Raw genomic sequence first — 18,356 nt, forward strand, 5'->3', positions numbered from 1 at the left:
ATATTTGCCATGGTCAAACCGAACGCACAACTAGCAGAGTTGGACCCGGTCTGGGACCGGATCACCCGCGAAGCGAAGGATGCAATCAAGGACGAGCCGCTCTTGGGCGGGCTCGTCCATTCGACGATTCTGCACCATCCTTCGATGGAACGGGCGCTTGCCTACAGGATCGCGATGAAGCTTGCCTCGGACGAGATGTCCGGCCAAATCCTGCGCGAAATCTGTGACGAGGCCATCAGCGCCGATCCTTCCATCGTGGATGCCACCCGTGCCGACGTGGTGGCGATCTATGACCGCGATCCGGCCTGCCATCGCTTCCTGCAGCCCTTGCTGTACTTCAAGGGGTTCCAAGCGGTGCAGGTCTATCGCATTGGTCACTGGCTCTGGAACGAGGGCCGCCGGGATTTAGCCTATTTCTTCCAGATGCGCTCTTCCGAGGTCTTCGGCGTGGATATTCACCCCGCTGCGAAGATCGGCAAGGGCATCATGATAGACCACGCGCATTCCATCGTGGTCGGGGAAACGGCCGTGGTGGGGGACAATGTCTCGATGCTGCATTCCGTGACCCTTGGCGGGACCGGCAAGGAAGAGGAAGACCGCCACCCGAAGATCGGCGACGGTGTCCTGATCGGTGCAGGCGCGAAGGTGCTTGGCAACATCGAGGTAGGCCATTGCTCTCGTATCGCGGCGGGTTCTGTGGTGCTGCAGCCCGTACCGCCATGCACCACCGTTGCCGGTGTGCCGGCCAAGATCGTCGGAGAGGCCGGTTGCGATCAGCCCGCTCTGCGCATGGACCAGATCCTGGGCATGTAGCGCGCGCAAACCTTCGAAAATCCGGGAAACCGGCCAGGCCAGAGGTGGCCAGGCCGGTTTTCTTTTGCGCGTGATTGGCCTTCATAACCGAGCGCGAAATTCAGGGGCCCCGCAGGCATCCGCGTGTTTCGCGAAAAAGATCTGTTGGCCTTAAGTCAAATTTTACGATCCCGGGCGATATAGTCCTGCGCAACCCATAAACGTGCGGAGAATAAAGGAAAAGTTAAGGATGGAAGACAAGGTGATGCAGCGCCGGGACGACCGGCCAGCTGTTGAGATCGCGTTGGTTCGGGACAACGATACGCGTGATTGGTGCTTGGACTGGGCGGCCTTCAGCCGCAATGGTTACAAGTTCACCGCACATCCTCAGGGCGGCAAGCCGCTGCTGGATCAGGCCTTCGCTCCTGAATTCCTGGAAAAGATCACGGCCTACCTTCCGATCGAAGGGAGTGAGCCAGCGGTGCTGTCTTCTTCTGTCTGGATCGAGATGCCGACCGTGGTGCTGGGCAAGATCCGCGTGATCTTCACCCGCCCCACAGGAAAGGTCGAACGCATGATGTTGCGCTTCCAGCAGGCGGTTGGCGATCTGCAGGCCATCCTGTTGCCGCATCTGCGTTCGACACTACCCGATGACGGAGCACTGGAGGCCGTGGCCAGCAAGGCCCTTCTGGACCTGCTGCATCCCTGTCTTGATCTGGCGGACGTCGAGATCTCTCGCATGTCAGAGGATAACTACCACCAGGTTCTCGAGCGGCTCTTCACCCTGAAATCCACCAAGGCGGAACTCAATATCTTTGCCCACCTGCTGCGGCGCTTCGTGGAGCACTCCTCTGGCCTGGCACCGGGGACGATCGAGGATCAGAGCAGCGCAATGGACTGGCTGGTGCCCGAAGGGGCAGTGACACCGGCGTTGCGCGGGGCCAACTGAGCAGACGGGAAACGGCCGAAACGTAGATCACTGGCGCGCAGGTGTGCCAAAGACAACGCCCGCGGAATTTTCCGCGGGCGTCTTTCGTTGCCGGTGAGGGTCAGGGCCGGATCAGGCCAGCATGACCATCGGGTTTTCAAGGTTCTCGACGATGGCCTTAAGCAGGTCGGCACCAAGTGCCCCGTCGATCACGCGGTGATCCACAGACATGGTCACGGACATCACCGTTGCGACCTCGATCTCGCCTTCGGCGTTCACGACCGGCTTCTTCACGCCGCCGCCGACAGCCAGGATACCGGCATGGGGCGGGTTCACGATGGCGTCGAAGTTGTCGATGCCGAACATGCCAAGGTTGGAGATCGCGAAGCTGCCACCCTGGTATTCGCTGGGTGCGAGCTTGCGGTCACGGGCGCGCTTGGCCAGGTCCTTCATCTCTGTCGACAGGGCAGAGAGGCTCTTCATGTCCGCGTCCTTCAGGACCGGGGTGAAGAGACCGCCTTCGATGGCCACGGCGACAGCGACGTCAGAGGGCTTCAGCTGCAGCACGCGGTCCCCTGCCCAGACGGCATTCGCCGTGGGAACGGATTGCAGTGCCAGAGCCACGGCCTTGATGATGAAGTCGTTGACCGACAGCTTGACGCTCCGGCCTTCGAGCTGCTTGTTGAGCTGGCTGCGGAACTTGAGCAGCGCGTCCAGCTTGATGTCGCGGCGCAGGTAGAAGTGCGGGATCGTCTGCTTGGCTTCGGACAGACGGGCGGCAATGGTCTTGCGCATCCCGTCCAGCTTGACCTCTTCGTAGTCGCGATCCGCGTACATCTTCATGACCGTCTCGGCGGTCGGGCCGGCAGGCGCAGCCGCCGCAGCAGCGGGTGCGGCGCTTGCGGAGTCGGACTTTGCGGCGGCCGCGGCGGGCTTGGCTTCGGCCGCTTCCACGTCAGCTTTCACGATCCGTCCACGCGGGCCGGAGCCAGTCAGCGTGGCAAGGTCCAGACCCTTCTGAGCCGCGATCCGGCGCGCCAGGGGCGAGGCGAAGATGCGCTTGCCATCGGCGTCCTTCGGGGCGGCTGGGGCTGCGGACGCGTCCGACTTCGGACCCTCCTGAGCTTCCTTGGGCGCCGGAGCGGCCTCGGACGTTTCCTCGGGGTTGGGCTGGGCCTTGGCGGCACCGGAGGTCTCTCCGATGTCGTCCGCGCTTTCGCCTTCCTCGAGCAGGATGGCTATCGGGTCATTGACCTTCACGCCTTCGCTGCCTTCGGCGACAAGGATCTTGCCGATAACGCCTTCGTCCACGGCTTCGAACTCCATCGTCGCCTTGTCGGTCTCGATCTCGGCCAGCAGGTCGCCGGAAGAGACGGTATCGCCTTCCTTGACGAGCCACTTGGCCAGCGTGCCTTCCTCCATCGTGGGAGAGAGGGCAGGCATCAGGATTTCCGTTGGCATCTCTCTCGCTCCCTTACCGGTAGGTGACTTTCTTAACAGCCTCGATCACCTCGTCGGTGGTGATCAGGGCGTGTTTTTCCAGGTTCGCCGCGTAGGGCATCGGAACGTCCTTACCCGTGCAGTTCAGGACCGGCGCATCCAGATAGTCGAAGGCGCGCTCCATGATCACGGCGGACAGGTGGTTGCCGATGGAGGCAACTGGGAAACCTTCTTCCACGGTGACGCAACGGTTGGTCTTCATGACGGATGCCAGCACGGTGTCATAGTCCAGCGGACGCAGGGTGCGCAGGTCGATGACCTCGGCGTCGATACCCTCTTCGGCCAGCTTTTCAGCGGCTTCAAGCGCGTATTTCATGCCGATCCCGAAGGAGACGATGGTGACGTCCTTGCCTTCTTTCCAGATCCGCGCCTTGCCGAAGGGAATGGTGAAGTCATCCATGACCGGCACGTCGAAGGAATGGCCGTACATCAGCTCATTCTCAAGGAAGATCACCGGGTTGGGGTCACGGATGGCGGACTTCAGCAGGCCTTTGGCATCTGATGCGGAATAGGGCATCACGACCTTCAGACCGGGAATATGCGCATACCATGCCGCATAGTCCTGGCTGTGCTGGGCGGCGACACGGGCCGCGGCGCCGTTCGGACCACGGAAGACCATGGGCGCGCCCATCTGGCCACCGGACATGTAGAGCGTCTTGGCAGCAGAGTTGATGATCTGGTCCATGGCCTGCATGGCGAAGTTGAAGGTCATGAACTCGACGATGGGTTTCAGGCCACCGAAGGCCGCACCGACCGCGAGGCCGGCAAAGCCGTGCTCGGTGATCGGCGTGTCGACCACGCGCTTGTCACCGAATTCATCCAGCAGACCTTGGGAGACCTTGTAGGCACCCTGGTACTCGGCGACTTCCTCGCCCATCAGGTAGACGGTGTCGTCGGCGCGCATCTCTTCGGCCATCGCGTCGCGCAGGGCTTCGCGGACCGTCTGGGTCTGCAGCTCGGTACCTTCGGGCCAGTCGGGCGAGGCATTCGACTTGATTTCCAGCGGAGCGGCATCGGCGCCCTTGGGCTTCTCGGCTTCAGCCGGAGCCTTGCCGTCCGGGGCGCTGTCGGCAGCGGGGGCAGGGGCGGCGGCATCATCATCGATGTCATCCGCGCTCTCGCCCTCTTCGAGCATGATGGCGATCGGGTCGTTGACCTTCACGCCCTCGGTCCCTTCGGATACGAGGATCTTGCCGATCACGCCTTCATCGACGGCTTCGAATTCCATCGTCGCCTTGTCGGTTTCGATCTCGGCCAGGATATCCCCGGAAGAGACGGTGTCGCCTTCCTTGACCAGCCATTTGGCCAGGGTGCCTTCCTCCATGGTCGGAGAGAGGGCGGGCATCAGAACTTGAGTAGGCATGCGTTTCGTCTCCCTCAGGCGTCTTCGTCTTGCGGCGCCACGTCGGCGTAGATGTCGGTCCAGAGCTCATCAAGCGCAGGCTCGGGGCTTTCCTTGGCGAAATCGGCGGATTTGTTGACGACGTCCTTGATGGACTTGTCGATCTCCTTGAGATCCTCTTCCGTCGCGTGCTTGCCGTCGATCAGCATCTGGCGGATGTGCTCGATGGGGTCGTGCTTTTCGCGCATGTTCTGCACTTCCTCGCGGGTCCGGTACTTGGCCGGGTCCGACATGGAGTGGCCGCGGTAGCGGTAGGTCTTCACCTCGAGGATGTAGGGGCCTTCACCGGAGCGGCAGTGCGCCACGGCTTTCTCTCCGGCGGCCTTCACGGCCAGCACATCCATGCCGTCCACGATCTCGCCGGGGATGCCGAAGGGTTCGCCGCGCTTGTAGATCTCCGGCGAGGAGGTCGAGCGCTTCTGCGAGGTGCCCATGGCGTATTGGTTGTTCTCGATCACGAAGATCACCGGAAGCTTCCAGACCGCGGCCATGTTGAAGCTTTCGTAGACCTGACCCTGGTTCGCCGCGCCGTCACCGAAATAGGCGAAGGACACTCGGTCGTTGCCAAGGTACTTGTCGGCGAAGGCCAGGCCGGTGCCGATCGGCACCTGCGCGCCCACGATCCCGTGGCCGCCGTAGAAGTTCTTCTCCTTGGAGAACATGTGCATGGAGCCGCCCTTGCCCTTGGAATAACCGCCTTCGCGGCCCGTGAGCTCGGCCATCACGCCGTTGGGGTCCATGCCGCAGGCCAGCATGTGGCCGTGGTCGCGGTAAGAGGTGACGCGCTTGTCGCCTTCGTCCGCTGCGGCCTCAAGGCCGACGACAACGGCTTCCTGGCCGATGTAGAGGTGACAGAACCCCCCGATCAGGCCCATGCCGTAAAGCTGACCGGCCTTCTCTTCGAAGCGACGGATCAACAACATGTCGTGGTAGTAGGTTTTCAGCTCATCCGCCGAGACATTCGGCTTGGCTGCGGTTTTGCGGGTCGCCATGGGTGTCCTCCCCTGATGTGTCTTCGCAAAAGGTAATCTGGGATAGTTTAGTATTAAACTATCCACTACAGCAAATCCCTGCGGGATGCGAGGGGGAATTTGCCGCATCCTCCCGTGACCGCCCTTCAAGGTGCCATTCCTGGCCAAACTGCCTTTTCGATACACGCTACAATAGAGCCTTTGGTGCAGGCGACAATCCATGTCTCGGATGCTAGGCTTTTTCTGTCCATGCAGGGCGCCTCATCCGGGACGGGTGGCAGGCCCGCAAGAACATGGCCAGGAAGGAAGAAGAGATGACAGTGACACTGCAGGTGGCCTATCCGTTGACGGACGGCACGACCTTCGATTTCGACTATTACCTGTCGACCCATATGCCGCTGGTGCAGGAGCACCTGGGGGACCACATCACAGGGGCGACGGCATCACGGAGCATGGCGGGCGGGCCGGATCAGCCATCGCCCTTCTACGCGGTTGCCACGATCAGTTTTGCGGATGGGGAGGCCTTGGAAAAGGCGCTTGCTGTCGCGGGGCCCGTCATGGCGGATATCCCGAACTTTACCGATTGCCAGCCGCAGGTGATGATCGGGGAAGTGGTCGCCTGAACCGGCCTCAAGCCACGGGCGCGGGGCAGGGACCGGTTCGCCGGTCCTAGCGCAGGACGAATTCGTCGCCGCGCACAAGGCCCAGGACATCGCGGGCCTGCTGATCCAGCAGGTCCAGGTCCAGGTAATCGTCCGACAGGCGCCGCGTGCGGTTCTCCATGACCAGGATCTGGCCTTCGAGCTCTGCAAGCTGGTGGCGCAGCTGGATGTTGTCCGCTTCAACCACGGCGCGGCGGAACAGACCGTATTCGCCCTGCACGGCGGCAAAGGTGAAATAGATCCCCAGCATGAAGATCACGCCGCAATAGAGAAAGAGCCCGAGCGCCGGGCGCGTTTCGCTGCTCATGCCTTGCCTCATTCGATGGCCACCGGGGCCGGTCCCGCGCCTCTGTCGGGCGCTGTGACGCCCATCATGACACAGCTGATTCGGGAAGGGAATCCCCTTTCGACCTGCAACCCCTTGCCAGAGAAGAAAAAGGGGCGCCTGAAGCGCCCCGTTTCCCTGAATTTTTCGTGATCATGGCAAAAGGGCCGGTGGGATCGCTTAGCCCGCAACAGAGGCCTGGTAGATCCCGTCGATGGTCTCGGCCAGTACCTTGTCGAAATCCGCGTCCGACTGCTTGGCCGAAAGCCCCTGCGTCATCGCCCGCGAGAAAGAGGCGATCATGCCAGTCTGGGTCGCCAGGCGCGCGTTCGCCTCATCGCGGGAATAACCACCGGAAAGGGCCACGACCTTCATGACCTTGGGGTGATCGACCAGCGCCTTGTACTGGTTCACCTTCTCCGGGATCGTCAGCTTCAGCATGACCTCGGTGCCTTCGGGCAGGGCGTCCAGATGGGCCAGGATCTCATCGCGCAGGAGATCTTCGGCCTCTGCCTTGTCGGGAATGGAGATCGTGACCTCGGGTTCCAGGATCGGCATCAGCCCGTGGGACAGGATCTGCATGCCCAGTTCGAATTGCTGGTCGACGATCTTCTTGATGCCCACCGGGTTGGCGCCATCCACGACAGAGCGCATCTTGGTCCCGAAGATGCCCTTGCTCACGCCGCGGGCGCACAGCGCGTCTAGGTCCGGCATGGGCTTCATCAGTTTGACGTCGTCTTCCGGATCGGCCAGGCCCTTGTCGACCTTCAGGAAGGGCACGACCTGCTTCTTGGTCCAGAGGTATTCGGCGGTGGGAATGCCGTCGATGTCACCGTCCATGGTCCGTTCGAACAGGATCGCACCGATCACCTTCTCGCCGTTGAAGGACGGGGATTTGATGATCCGGGCGCGCATCTGGTGCATGAGCGAGAACATCTCTTCCTCGGAGGAGTATTCGTCTTCCTCGATCCCGTAGAGTTTCAGTGCCTTTGGGGTGGAGCCGCCGCTCTGGTCGAGCGCTGCAATGAAACCGTCTCCGCTGCGCATCTGCTCTGCCTGGGCGGCATCCGCGCGTACCATTTCGGCCTGGGTCGTATCGGTCATGATCAATCGCCTGAAAAATATGTGGGTCGTCAAGGGGCGCGGCGGGTCCACGCCCCATCGCCTATTCAATAGGCGAGGGGCGTAATCCCCGCAACTCAGGTTGCGCTAACGGTGTGACCTTCACCCCTCGCGGGCAGTTTTCAGCCTTCCAGAGCGGCAACGCCGGGCAGCGTCTTGCCCTCCATCCATTCCAGGAAGGCACCACCGGCGGTGGAGATATAGGTGAATTTCTCCGCCGAGCCGGAGGCGTTGAGCGCGGCGACCGTATCGCCACCACCCGCGACAGAAACCAGCTTGCCGGCTTCGGTCAGCTCTGCCGCCTTGCGCGCGGCGGCATCGGTGGCCGCATTGAAGGGTTCGATCTCGAAGGCGCCAAGGGGGCCGTTCCAGATCAGGGTCTTCGCGTTTTCGAAGGCATAGCCCACGCGTTCCACGGCTTCAGGCCCGGCGTCCAGGATCATCGCATCTGCCGGGCATTGGGTTGCCGCCACGGTTTCGTTCTCTGCTCCGGCCTTGAATTCGCGGGCGACCACGATGTCGGCGGGCAGGATGATCTGGCAGCCCACGTCCGCGGCCTTCAGCATGATCTGCTTGGCGATCTCCGTCATGTCGTGTTCGCAAAGGGATTTGCCCACGTCGATGCCCTGCGCCGCCAGGAAGGTATTGGCCATGCCGCCGCCGATCACCAGCTTGTCGACCTTTTCGGAAAGGTTACCCAGCAGGTCAAGCTTGGTGGAGACCTTGGCCCCGCCAACAACCGCCACAACCGGGCGCACCGGATCGCCAAGGGCGCTTTCCAGCGCGGTCAGTTCCGCCTGCATCAGGCGGCCGGCGCAGCAGGGCAGTTCGCGGGCCAGGGCCTCGGTGCTGGCATGGGCGCGGTGCGCGGCGGAAAAGGCATCGTTGCAGTAGATGTCGCCCAGGCCCGCCAGTTTCTTGGCCAGCTGCAGGTCGTTCTTTTCCTCACCGGGCCAGAAGCGGATGTTTTCGAGCAGGACGATCGGCGCATCCAGTCCGTTGGCGGATTCGAAATCCTCCGCAAAGGCGACCTCTTGCCCAAAGGCCTTTTCCAGGGCGGGCAGCAGCGTTTGCAGGGACAGTTCCGGCACCAGCTTGCCCTTGGGGCGTCCGAAGTGGGCGATCAGAACGACTTTGCCATCGTCAGCCAGGATGTCCTTTACCGTGGGCACGATTCGTTCGATCCGGGTGGCGTCGGTGACGCGGCCATCTTCCACGGGCACGTTGATATCCACGCGGGTCAGCACTCTTTTGCCCGCAAGTTCCATATCATCCAGCGTTTTCCAGCCCATGGTGGCACTCCTTGTTTGATGTTGGTCGAAGTGATGGCCGCTTACCGCCCGTGGGTCAACAGCCCGGCCTTGGCATTTGGGCCGCCGGTCCCTAATGCTGGCGCAAACATGTGGAAGGAGAGGCAAATGGCCGATATCAAGGATCCCGAAAACACCATCCTCATGGAGCTGAAGGGCGGCACCGTCGTCATCGAGCTCCTCGCCGATGTTGCGCCCGCGCATACGGCCCGGATGAAGGAACTGGCGCGCTCCGGTGCCTATGACGGGGTGGTCTTCCACCGCGTGATCGAAGGCTTCATGGCCCAGACCGGTGACGTGAAGCACGGCAACAGCACAGCAGATTTCAACATCCGCATGGCGGGCACGGGTGGGTCTGACCTGCCGAACCTGCCGGCCGAATTCTCCAAGCTGCCTCATGATCGCGGCACCCTGGGCGCGGCGCGCAGCCAGAACCCGGACTCGGCGAACTCCCAGTTTTTCATCAACTTCAAGGACAACCACTTCCTGAACGGTCAATACACGGTCTATGGCCGCGTGATCGATGGGATGGAGCACGTGGATGCCATCACCCGTGGCGAGCCGCCTGCGCAGCCCGACACGATGATCTCCGTCAAGGTGGCCGCCGATGCGTAAGGTCCTGTTGTCCGCCGCTCTCGTGGCGCTGGCAGGCCCGGCGCTGGCAACCGGTCTTGATATCCAGGTCGAGGGCGAGGCCAACGGCCTGGTCCATATCGACCTGTTCGAGGATGTCGCCCCCCAGCACGTTGAGCGTATCACCACCCTGGCCGAACAGGGCGCCTATGACGGTGTCTGGTTCCACCGCGTGATCGATGGCTTCATGGCCCAGACCGGTGACGTCGAGTTCGCCAAGGAAGGCGGCGACATGCGCATGGCGGGTCGTGGCGGATCCGATCTGCCCAACCTGCCGGCGGAATTCTCGGATATTCCGTTTGAACGTGGCGTTGTCGGCATGGCCCGCGCGAATGATCCGAACTCTGCCAATTCGCAGTTCTTCATCATGTTCGGCCCCACGCCCCAGCTTAACGGCCAGTACACCGTTGTCGGTGAAGTGACCGAAGGGATGGATGTCGTGGACAAGATCAAGCTTGGCTCCGGCCCGAACGGTGCCGTGGTCGGCGCCGCGGACATGATGACCTCGGTGACCGTGACCGAGTGATCGGGCGCTGGTTCTGAACGACAATGGTCAAAACGAATGGGCCCCGGATCGGCTGATCCGGGGCCTTTTTCGTGTGGCCTGGTCTGAATGTGGAAGCGGGCGAACCCCTCAGCTCTTCCGCGCACCTTTCGCCAGCATCTCGTCGACCTCGGCGCCGGAAACGGATTTCTTCAACCGAGAGAAAGAGCCGTCCTCCCAGATCTCGCTCATCGCGTCGATGATCGCGCGGTGGGTCACGCGGGCCAGGGAAGAGCCAAGGGAGATCCGCGCGACGCCGATGCGGGCGAAATCCTCCATCGCGTAGCTGGCCATGCTGCCGGCCGCCAGCACGTTCACCGGTAGCTCCGTGGCCGTGACGATCCGCTCCAAGGCGTCCCAGTCGGGCGGGCCGGGCAAGTAAAGGCAATCGGCCCCGGCCTCCTCGAAACCGGCCAGGCGGGCCATGGCTTCGTCCATGTCGTAGAGGTCCAGCATGACGCCATCAGCGCGCGCCACCAGGACGAAATCGTGGGGCAGGGCACGGGCGGCAGCCGCGGCGGCACGAATGCGTTCCACCGCAAGGGCGCGGTCATAAGCGTTGTCGCCCTTGATATCCTCGATGGAGATCCCCGCCAGCCCGGCCTCTGCCGCCAGTTTCACGGTCTCAGCCAGCGCATCGGGCGTGTCGGCGAAGCCGTTCTCGAAATCGCCGGAGACGGGCAGGTCGACAGCGGCAACCATGTCCTGGGCATGGGCCAGCGCCTCGTCCCGGGTGACCGCGCCATCGGGCTTGCCAAGGGTGAAGGCCAGCGCGGCCGAAGAGGTTCCGATTGCCTGCGCGCCCATGGCCGCCAGCATCCGGGCCGACCCTGCATCCCAGGCGTTTGCCAGGACGAAGGGTGTGCCGCGCTGATGAAGAGCGCGGAATGTGGCACCTGTATCTTGCATCTCTGCCTCCTTTAAGGCTCTTCGGAAATGGTCTTGCATGAGACCGGGGGGTGCAAGGATTTTTCTCTTGTTCAGAGCGCAATAGCGACGGCAGGGTTGCCCGATGATTACCCTGGATTGCCCCCCGCTTCCCGCCCGTTTCGCCGTTCTTGCCGATGTGCATGGCAACGCGGATGCCCTTGCTGCCGTGCTTGCGGATATGCGCCAGTTCGCGCCCGAAGCCGTTCTGGTGCTGGGCGATCACGTCTCCGGCCCGTTGGATCCGGTGGGCACGGCTGATCAGCTGATGGCGCTGAATGCCTATTTTCTGCGCGGAAATCATGACCGCTACCTGCTTGAAAAAGCGCCGGAGGACATGTGGGGCAGTGACCGGATCGCCTATGATGCCCTGTCGAAAGCGGCGCTCGACTGGCTGGCGGAGATGCCGCAGATCCTGGATTTCGACGATGTCTGGGCCTGTCACGCCACCCCGCTTCAGGACGGTACCTACTGGTCACACAAGGCCGGGCCCGGCGGCATCATGCATCCGCGCCCCATGGAGGAGATCGCCGCTTGGGCCGAGGGCATCACCGCGCCGCTGCTGCTTTGCGCCCATACCCACCTGCCGGTGCTGCTGCGCCTGCCCACGGGGCAGATGCTGTTCAATCCCGGCTCTGTGGGTTGTCCCGGCTATGAAGACGACCGGGAGCCCTTCCCCCATAGGATGCAGATGGGTACCCCGGCGGCCTGCTATGCCATTATCGACCGGCATGGCGCGGACTTCCGCTTTACCCAACGGTATGTGCCCTATGACGCCAGGCGCATGGCGGAGGCCGCGCGCGGCTACGGTGCGCAGGATTGGGCCAATGCGGTCACCACGGGGTATCTTGACGACTGAGCGGGCTGGCGGACCCACTGCGGCCGGCAAGCCGGGGCATGTCGTGCGCTCCGGCGGTAATTCCTGACTTGGCAAACGCCTTTCGCCGCGTTATCCCCGATGCCATGACGACGAAGCGCTGCATCATTATCTGCTGCATTATTACCTGCTGAGAGTTCTCTCGCGGGCCGCTTCCTCGTTTTCCTCTGCAAAAGGATCCTGTAAGCCGCCCGCGGGTGAAGTGCCTTTTGCGCTGAAGAAGAGGAACGGACATGGTCGAGATCAAGCTGCACAATTCCCGGACCCGGACGAAGGAGGACTTCGTTCCGATCGATCCGAAGAACGTGCGGATGTATGTCTGTGGCCCCACCGTCTATGACCGCGCCCACCTTGGCAACGCGCGCCCCGTAGTGGTCTTCGACGTGCTGAACCGCCTGCTGCGCCATGTCTACGGCGAGGATCACGTGACCTACGTGCGCAACTTCACCGACGTGGACGACAAGATCAACGCCACCGCCCTGGCGCGCCAGAAGGCCGGCACCCCCGGCACGCTGGAAGAGCTGGTGCGCGCGCGCTCAGATGAGACCATCCGCTGGTACCACGAGGACATGGATGCCCTGGGTGCCCTCCGTCCCGATCACGAGCCCCGCGCGACCGAGTTCATTCCCCAGATGATCGCCATGATCGAAGGGCTTGTCGCCTCTGGCAACGCCTACGAAGCCGAGGGGCACGTGCTGTTCGCCGTGGACAGCTACGCCGATTACGGCAAGCTGTCAGGCCGGTCGGTCGACGACATGATCGCCGGTGCCCGGGTCGAGGTCGCGCCCTACAAGCGCAACCCGATGGATTTCGTGCTCTGGAAGCCCTCGGCCGATGACCTGCCGGGCTGGGACAGCCCATGGGGGCGGGGGCGTCCGGGCTGGCACATCGAATGCTCGGCCATGTCGGACGCGCTGCTGGGGGATACCTTCGACATCCACGGTGGCGGCATCGACCTGCAATTCCCCCACCATGAGAATGAGATCGCCCAAAGCTGCTGCGCCCACCCCAAGGGCGATTTCGCGCGCTACTGGCTGCATAACGAGATGCTGCAGGTCGAGGGCAAGAAGATGTCCAAGAGCCTGGGCAATTTCTTCACGGTGCGGGATCTGCTGGAGCAGGGCGTGCCGGGCGAGGTGATCCGCATGGTCTTCCTTGGCACCCACTACAGCAAGCCGATGGACTGGACGGAGAAGAAGCGGGAGGAGGCGGAGGCAACCCTGCGCAAGTGGTATGCCCAGGCAGAGCAGGCCGTGGACGGTGGCGAGGTCTATGAACCCGTCGTTTTGGCGCTGGCCGATGACCTCAATACCGCGCGCGCGATCTCAGAATGCCATCAACTTTCGCATGCGGATGATGTGCCGACCCTGCGGGCGACCATGCAGTTCCTCGGCCTGATGGGAAGCGAAGTTCCGGCATGGGCCACTGCGCCGGAGGTCGATCTTTCGGCGCTGGAAACTGCCCTCTCCGACGCCCGCGCCACTGCCATGGAGACCAAGGACTTCTCCCGTGTCGACGCGCTGAAATCCGCGCTTGTCGATGCCGGGGTAGAGGTCCGCATGTCCAAGGCGGGCGTGGAACTCATCCCGGGCCCCAACTTCGACGACGCCAAGCTGGAGGGCATCTAGTGACGGACGAAAGCAACACAAGGCGACGCCCGACCTCGGGTTGGCGCGAAAGCGCCCTCCCGGGGGGAGGTCGGGCGCTGCCCGTGCCGCTGCGCGACACGGGCGTCCCTGCCGCGACCCAGCACACAAATACCAATCCGGGAGGCCAGCGATGAGCGAGCGTCTTTACCTCTACGACACCACCCTGCGCGACGGCCAGCAGACCCAGGGCGTCCAGTTCTCCACCGCAGAGAAGATCCGCATTGCCGGGATGCTTGACCAGCTTGGCATGGATTACATCGAAGGCGGCTGGCCCGGCGCCAACCCCACCGACAGCGCCTTCTTCGATGCCGCGCCGAAGACCCGCGCCACGATGACCGCCTTTGGCATGACCAAGCGGGCAGGGGTCTCGGCGGAAAACGACGATGTGCTGGCGGCGGTCACCAATGCCGGTACGCCTTCGGTCTGTCTTGTCGGCAAGACCCATGATTTCCACGTCACCACCGCCCTTGGCATCACGCTGGAAGAGAACCTCGAGAACATCGCGCGCTCCGTCGCCCATCTGGTCGCCCAGGGACGCGAGGCGCTGTTCGATGCAGAGCATTTCTTTGATGGGTGGAAGGCCAACCGCGCCTATACGCTGTCCTGCCTGAAGGCGGCCTATGAGGCGGGCGCGCGCTGGATCGTGCTGTGTGACACCAACGGCGGCACGCTTCCCGTGGCGATCGGAGAGATCGTGCGGGAGGTCGTCGCGGAAGGTATCCCGGGCGATCACCTTGGTATCCACACCCACAACGATACCGCCAACGCGGTGGCCGGCAGCCTGGCCGCCGTCGATGCAGGCGCGCGCCAGATCCAGGGCACGCTCAACGGGTTGGGCGAGCGCTGCGGGAACGCGAACCTCGTGACCCTGCTGCCGATCCTGCTGCTGAAGGAACCCTATGCCAGCACCTATGAGACCGGGGTGCCGAAGGACGCGCTGAAAAGCCTTGTCCCGATTTCGCGCCAGTTGGACGACATCCTGAACCGCGTGCCGGTCAAGCAGGCGCCCTTCGTCGGGGCCTCGGCCTTTGCGCACAAGGCCGGGCTGCATGCCTCTGCCATCCTGAAGGACCCGACCACCTATGAACACATCGACCCGGGGCTGGTCGGCAACGAACGGGTCATCCCGATGTCGAACCAGGCCGGGCAGTCCAACCTGCGCCGTCGCCTGGCCGAAGCGGGGATCGAGGTCGAAAAGGGCGATCCCGCCCTGGCGCGCATCCTGGAAGAGGTCAAGGCGCAGGAGGATACCGGCTATACCTATGACAGTGCCCAGGCCAGTTTCGAATTGCTGGCGCGTCGGGCCCTTGGCCAGATGCCGCGCTTTTTCGACGTGCTGCGCTACCGGGTGACGATCGAGCGCCGGATAGACCAGGCCGGCAAGGCGCAAAGCTATTCCGAAGCCGTGGTCGTGGTGGATGTGGACGGCGAACGCCGCCTGTCGGTCGCGGAAAGCCTTGAGACCTCCGAACATGACAGCGGTCCGGTGGATGCGCTCTCGCGTGCGCTGCGCAAGGACCTGGGCAAGTACCAGGACCTGATCGCGGACGTGCACCTGGTGGACTTCAAGGTGCGTATCACCCAGGGCGGTACCGGGGCCGTCACACGCGTCATCATCGACAGCGAGGATGCGCAGGGGCATCGCTGGTCCACGGTCGGCGTCTCGGCCAACATAATCGACGCCAGTTTCGAGGCCCTTCTGGATGCTCTGAACTGGAAGCTGCTGCATGCCCAGAAGGCCGGGGCAGAGGCGGTGCCGGCCTGATCCCTGTTTTCGGTGACACGATCCGTAATCAGTGAAAAGTAACCTTGACGTTACACCTCGGATCCGCGTAAGTAACCCATAGGTTACATACTGCGGGTCTGAGGAGGTCTGAACATGGACATGACAGTGGATAAAATCGTCACGGTGCGCATCGCATCCATGGGCGCGGCGGGGCTGATCTGTCTTGCCTACGGGTTGGCGCTGCTGTCGGGCGAGCGCTTGCCGGGCGGCACCTGGTTGCCGGGCGTGGCCGGGCTGAGCGCGGCGGCGCTGGTCTTTCTTGCCTCTTGGGCAGGGGGCAGGCAGCGCGCCCGCGCAGCAGCGGACGAAACCTACCGCCAGGACTGGCGCCGCGCGCAGCAGCACAGTTACTGGGTCGCGCTGGCCCTCTTCAGCACGCTGACGATCCCGGTGGCCTTCGACATGATCCCCGGTGCGATGGCGCTTGGCGCGGGCGGATTGCTGAGTGCGGCAGCGCTTCTGCTTCTCTCGGCCATCTACGATTTCCGAGGCCGCTGATGCGACTCGCCAATCGTGTGAAAGAGGTCCGCACCGCGGCGGGCCTCACCCAGGCGGCCCTGGCCGAACGGGTCGGTGTCTCGCGCAAGACGGTCAACACGGTGGAAAACGCGGTCTTCGTGCCCTCGACCACCCTGGCCCTCACCCTGGCGCGGGAACTTGGTACGGATGTGCAGACGCTCTTCTGGCTGGAAGAGGACTGACGTCAGGACCACAGCCCGGGCCAGGGCCACCGCGCCGTTGAAGCCGCGCGGCTTTCGTGAAAAGGAGGGTCCGACCGCAAGCAAGGACCCTCCATGGCGCCCCCCACCGACTGGACCGACGACCTGACCGCCTGTGCTTCCCTGGTTGAACGCGGCGACCCGGAGCGTTTTCGCCAGGTGATGGCCGCCCCCCTCTCGGCGCGCCGCGCGCTCTTTCCGCTCTACGCCTTCAATATCGAGGTCGCGCGCGCACCCTGGGTCACGCAGGAACCGATGATCGCAGAGATGCGCCTGCAATGGTGGCGCGATGCCCTGGAAGAGATCCAGGCGGGCACCGGCATCCGGCGGCACGACGTGGTAACGCCGCTGTCCGACATGTTGCCGCCCGCCGGCGCGCGCTGGCTTGATGCGCTGGTGGAGGCACGTCGCTGGGATGTCTGGAAAGAACCCTTCGAGGACGCGACCCATTTCAACAGCTACCTAGATGCGACCTCCGGCCACCTGCTGCGGGCCGGTGCCCTGATGCTGGGAGAGCCGCTTGACGAAAGCCTCGCGGCCTCCGCAGGGTTCGCCCTGGGGCTGGCCAACTGGTTCCGGGCCATTCCTGCGCTTGAGGGGTCAGGTCGCCAGCCGCTGCCCGATGGCCGGCCCGAGGCCGTGGCGCAACTGGCGCAGGCCGGGATCGCCGCGGCGGACCAGGTGCGCGCGCGCCGTACCAGCCTGCCAAAGACCCTGTCCCCGCTCTTCTTCGGCCTGCCGGAGGCGCGTGCGCTTCTGCGCATGGCCGCGCGGACGCCGCAGCGTGTGGCAGATGGCGCGCTGGAACTTGGGCCCCTACAGGCCCGGTTGGCGCTGACCAGGGCCGCGTTTGGCCGCTGGTAGGCTTGCGCTGAAATCTGGAAGATGGCTTGGGACCTGAACCGGACCCAAGCCATGACGAGTGGCCCAATGTACCCTGTCAGGAAGTGCCTTCAGTCGCGTCACTTGGGCGCAGGACCAGCCAGATCAGCGCCCCGCCGGCCAGGGCCAGCAGCGGTGCCATGGCCAGGTTGACCGCGTTCCAGCCCGCCTCGGGCGAGCCGCCGGAGCAGTTCATCAACCCGCCCGAGGCCAGCGACGCCAGCGTCACCCCGCCAAAGACGATCAGGTCGTTGAGACCCTGCATCCGGCCGCGCTCTTCGGGGGCATGAGAGGCGGCGAGCATGGTGGTCGCGCCGATGAAGCCGAAGTTCCAGCCGATACCCAGCAGGATCAGCGCGGCAAAGAAATTGCCCAGCTCGACCCCCTGCAGCGCGACGACACCGGCGCAGGCCAGGATGAACAGGCCGATGCCCATGATCTTTTCAACGCCGTAGCGGGCAATCAGGTGGCCGGTGAAGAAACTGGGCACATACATCGCCAAAACGTGGCTGGTGACGATATCGGCGGCATTGCCGGGGGCATAGCCGCAGCCCACCACCGCCAGCGGGGTGGAGGTCATGACCAGGTTCATCAGCATGTAGCTGACCGTGGCACAGATGACGGAGACGGCAATGCGCGGCGTGGTGATCAGCTCGCGCCGGGTGCGGCCTCGCGGCGCGTCATGGGCCGGGCGCGGGGGCTTGGGAATGTCGAGGAAGGCAAACAGGAAGGCCCCGCCCAGGTTCAGCACGACCATGGTGACATAGGCGCCCAGGAAGGGGATGATCATGGCCTCTGCCGTGACCTTGATCAGCTGCGGCCCGATGATGGCTGCCGCCAGACCGCCGGCCATGACCAGAGAGATCGCTTTGGGCCGGAAGGCCTCTGACGCGGTATCTGTTGCGGCGAAACGGTAGAAGCCCTGCGCGGACATGTAGACGCCGGTCAGCAGGGAGCCCATCAGGAACAGCACGAAGCTTTGCTGGTAAAGACCATAGGCCGCCACCACGGTGCCGGTGGCGCCGAAGCCCGCCCCGGTCAGGAAGCCCGCGCGCCGTCCGAAGCGCTGCATGAGCGCGGACATCGGGGTGGCCGCCAGCATGGAGCCCAGCACGATGAGAGAGATAGGCAGGGTCGCAAGGCAGGGATTGGGCGCAAGGCTTTGACCCGCGAGGCCCCCGATGGTGAACATCATCGGCATCTGCGCGCCAAGAATGGCCTGGGCCATCACCAGCACTATCACGTTGCGGCGGGCGCGGCTGTCATCGGGGATTTGCGTGGTCTCGGTCATGTCATCGCCATTAGTCCCGCCGCGCTGGCGCAGCAA

General features: G+C 63.6%; 19 protein-coding genes. 11 read left to right on the top strand and 8 right to left on the bottom strand.

Features of this window, described 5'->3' with window-relative positions:
* Positions 1-9 precede the first annotated feature (9 nt).
* Both cysE and HCZ97_RS15285 read left to right on the top strand, forming a co-directional pair.
* Positions 10-813, top strand: coding sequence for a serine O-acetyltransferase (gene cysE, locus HCZ97_RS15280; protein ID WP_167689667.1), 804 nt, complete (start codon positions 10-12; stop codon positions 811-813).
* A 229-nt stretch (positions 814-1,042) separates the two neighbouring features.
* Complete coding sequence (locus HCZ97_RS15285; protein ID WP_167689669.1) at positions 1,043-1,741, top strand: hypothetical protein; 699 nt, start codon at positions 1,043-1,045, stop codon at positions 1,739-1,741.
* Positions 1,742-1,852: 111 nt separating this feature from the next.
* Here HCZ97_RS15285 and HCZ97_RS15290 read toward each other — a convergent pair whose 3' ends face one another.
* The 3 genes from HCZ97_RS15290 to pdhA are packed head-to-tail and all read right to left on the bottom strand — an operon-like array spanning position 1,853 to position 5,614.
* Positions 1,853-3,181 (bottom strand): pyruvate dehydrogenase complex dihydrolipoamide acetyltransferase, encoded by a 1,329-nt coding sequence (locus HCZ97_RS15290; RefSeq protein ID WP_167689671.1) that lies wholly within the window; start codon positions 3,179-3,181, stop codon positions 1,853-1,855.
* 13 nt (positions 3,182-3,194) lie between these two features.
* The gene (locus HCZ97_RS15295) at positions 3,195-4,583 is read right to left on the bottom strand and encodes a pyruvate dehydrogenase complex E1 component subunit beta (RefSeq protein WP_167689673.1); all 1,389 of its coding nucleotides are present in this window, start codon (positions 4,581-4,583) and stop codon (positions 3,195-3,197) included.
* A gap of 14 nt (positions 4,584-4,597) precedes the next feature.
* Positions 4,598-5,614 (bottom strand): pyruvate dehydrogenase (acetyl-transferring) E1 component subunit alpha, encoded by a 1,017-nt coding sequence (gene pdhA / locus HCZ97_RS15300; protein ID WP_167689674.1) that lies wholly within the window; start codon positions 5,612-5,614, stop codon positions 4,598-4,600.
* A 293-nt stretch (positions 5,615-5,907) separates the two neighbouring features.
* Here pdhA and HCZ97_RS15305 point away from each other — a divergent pair, with 293 nt between their 5' ends.
* Positions 5,908-6,216: an EthD family reductase gene (locus HCZ97_RS15305; protein ID WP_167689676.1), complete on the top strand. Its 309-nt coding sequence runs from the start codon at positions 5,908-5,910 to the stop codon at positions 6,214-6,216.
* A gap of 46 nt (positions 6,217-6,262) precedes the next feature.
* On the opposite strand, the gene HCZ97_RS15310 is transcribed toward HCZ97_RS15305, so the two are convergent.
* The 3 genes from HCZ97_RS15310 to pgk form a co-directional block, all read right to left on the bottom strand.
* The gene (locus HCZ97_RS15310; RefSeq protein ID WP_167689678.1) at positions 6,263-6,562 is read right to left on the bottom strand and encodes a septum formation initiator family protein; all 300 of its coding nucleotides are present in this window, start codon (positions 6,560-6,562) and stop codon (positions 6,263-6,265) included.
* A gap of 198 nt (positions 6,563-6,760) precedes the next feature.
* A complete protein-coding gene (locus HCZ97_RS15315; RefSeq protein ID WP_254871556.1) occupies positions 6,761-7,684 on the bottom strand; it encodes a fructose bisphosphate aldolase in 924 nt (307 codons plus the stop codon).
* A 140-nt stretch (positions 7,685-7,824) separates the two neighbouring features.
* Positions 7,825-8,994, bottom strand: a complete 1,170-nt coding sequence (gene pgk, locus HCZ97_RS15320; RefSeq protein WP_167689680.1) for a phosphoglycerate kinase — start codon at positions 8,992-8,994, stop codon at positions 7,825-7,827.
* Positions 8,995-9,120: 126 nt separating this feature from the next.
* Here pgk and HCZ97_RS15325 point away from each other — a divergent pair, with 126 nt between their 5' ends.
* Positions 9,121-9,627: a peptidylprolyl isomerase gene (locus HCZ97_RS15325; RefSeq protein WP_167689682.1), complete on the top strand. Its 507-nt coding sequence runs from the start codon at positions 9,121-9,123 to the stop codon at positions 9,625-9,627.
* A complete protein-coding gene (locus HCZ97_RS15330; protein WP_167689684.1) occupies positions 9,620-10,171 on the top strand; it encodes a peptidylprolyl isomerase in 552 nt (183 codons plus the stop codon). Before HCZ97_RS15325 ends, HCZ97_RS15330 begins: the two co-directional genes overlap by 8 nt.
* Before the next feature lie 108 nt (positions 10,172-10,279).
* Here HCZ97_RS15330 and HCZ97_RS15335 read toward each other — a convergent pair whose 3' ends face one another.
* The gene (locus HCZ97_RS15335) at positions 10,280-11,098 is read right to left on the bottom strand and encodes an isocitrate lyase/phosphoenolpyruvate mutase family protein (protein ID WP_167689686.1); all 819 of its coding nucleotides are present in this window, start codon (positions 11,096-11,098) and stop codon (positions 10,280-10,282) included.
* A 103-nt stretch (positions 11,099-11,201) separates the two neighbouring features.
* Here HCZ97_RS15335 and HCZ97_RS15340 point away from each other — a divergent pair, with 103 nt between their 5' ends.
* From HCZ97_RS15340 to HCZ97_RS15365, 6 genes are all read left to right on the top strand, one after another.
* Complete coding sequence (locus HCZ97_RS15340) at positions 11,202-11,975, top strand: metallophosphoesterase (RefSeq protein WP_167689687.1); 774 nt, start codon at positions 11,202-11,204, stop codon at positions 11,973-11,975.
* Between the two features lie 251 nt (positions 11,976-12,226).
* Positions 12,227-13,621 (top strand): cysteine--tRNA ligase, encoded by a 1,395-nt coding sequence (gene cysS / locus HCZ97_RS15345; protein ID WP_167689689.1) that lies wholly within the window; start codon positions 12,227-12,229, stop codon positions 13,619-13,621.
* Between the two features lie 151 nt (positions 13,622-13,772).
* The gene (gene cimA / locus HCZ97_RS15350; protein WP_167689691.1) at positions 13,773-15,407 is read left to right on the top strand and encodes a citramalate synthase; all 1,635 of its coding nucleotides are present in this window, start codon (positions 13,773-13,775) and stop codon (positions 15,405-15,407) included.
* Positions 15,408-15,521: 114 nt separating this feature from the next.
* Positions 15,522-15,926, top strand: coding sequence for a hypothetical protein (locus tag HCZ97_RS15355; protein ID WP_167689693.1), 405 nt, complete (start codon positions 15,522-15,524; stop codon positions 15,924-15,926).
* Positions 15,926-16,129 carry a helix-turn-helix transcriptional regulator gene (locus HCZ97_RS15360; RefSeq protein ID WP_167689695.1) on the top strand — a complete coding sequence of 68 codons (204 nt, stop codon included), beginning with the start codon at positions 15,926-15,928 and terminating at the stop codon, positions 16,127-16,129. Before HCZ97_RS15355 ends, HCZ97_RS15360 begins: the two co-directional genes overlap by 1 nt.
* Before the next feature lie 93 nt (positions 16,130-16,222).
* A complete protein-coding gene (locus HCZ97_RS15365) occupies positions 16,223-17,011 on the top strand; it encodes a squalene/phytoene synthase family protein (RefSeq protein ID WP_167689697.1) in 789 nt (262 codons plus the stop codon).
* A gap of 76 nt (positions 17,012-17,087) precedes the next feature.
* Here HCZ97_RS15365 and HCZ97_RS15370 read toward each other — a convergent pair whose 3' ends face one another.
* Entirely contained in the window at positions 17,088-18,320 is a 1,233-nt protein-coding gene (locus tag HCZ97_RS15370; protein WP_167689698.1) for an MFS transporter, read from the bottom strand.
* Positions 18,321-18,356 lie beyond the last annotated feature (36 nt).

The organism is Pseudooceanicola sp. HF7, assembly GCF_011806405.1.
Lineage (GTDB): Bacteria > Pseudomonadota > Alphaproteobacteria > Rhodobacterales > Rhodobacteraceae > Pseudooceanicola.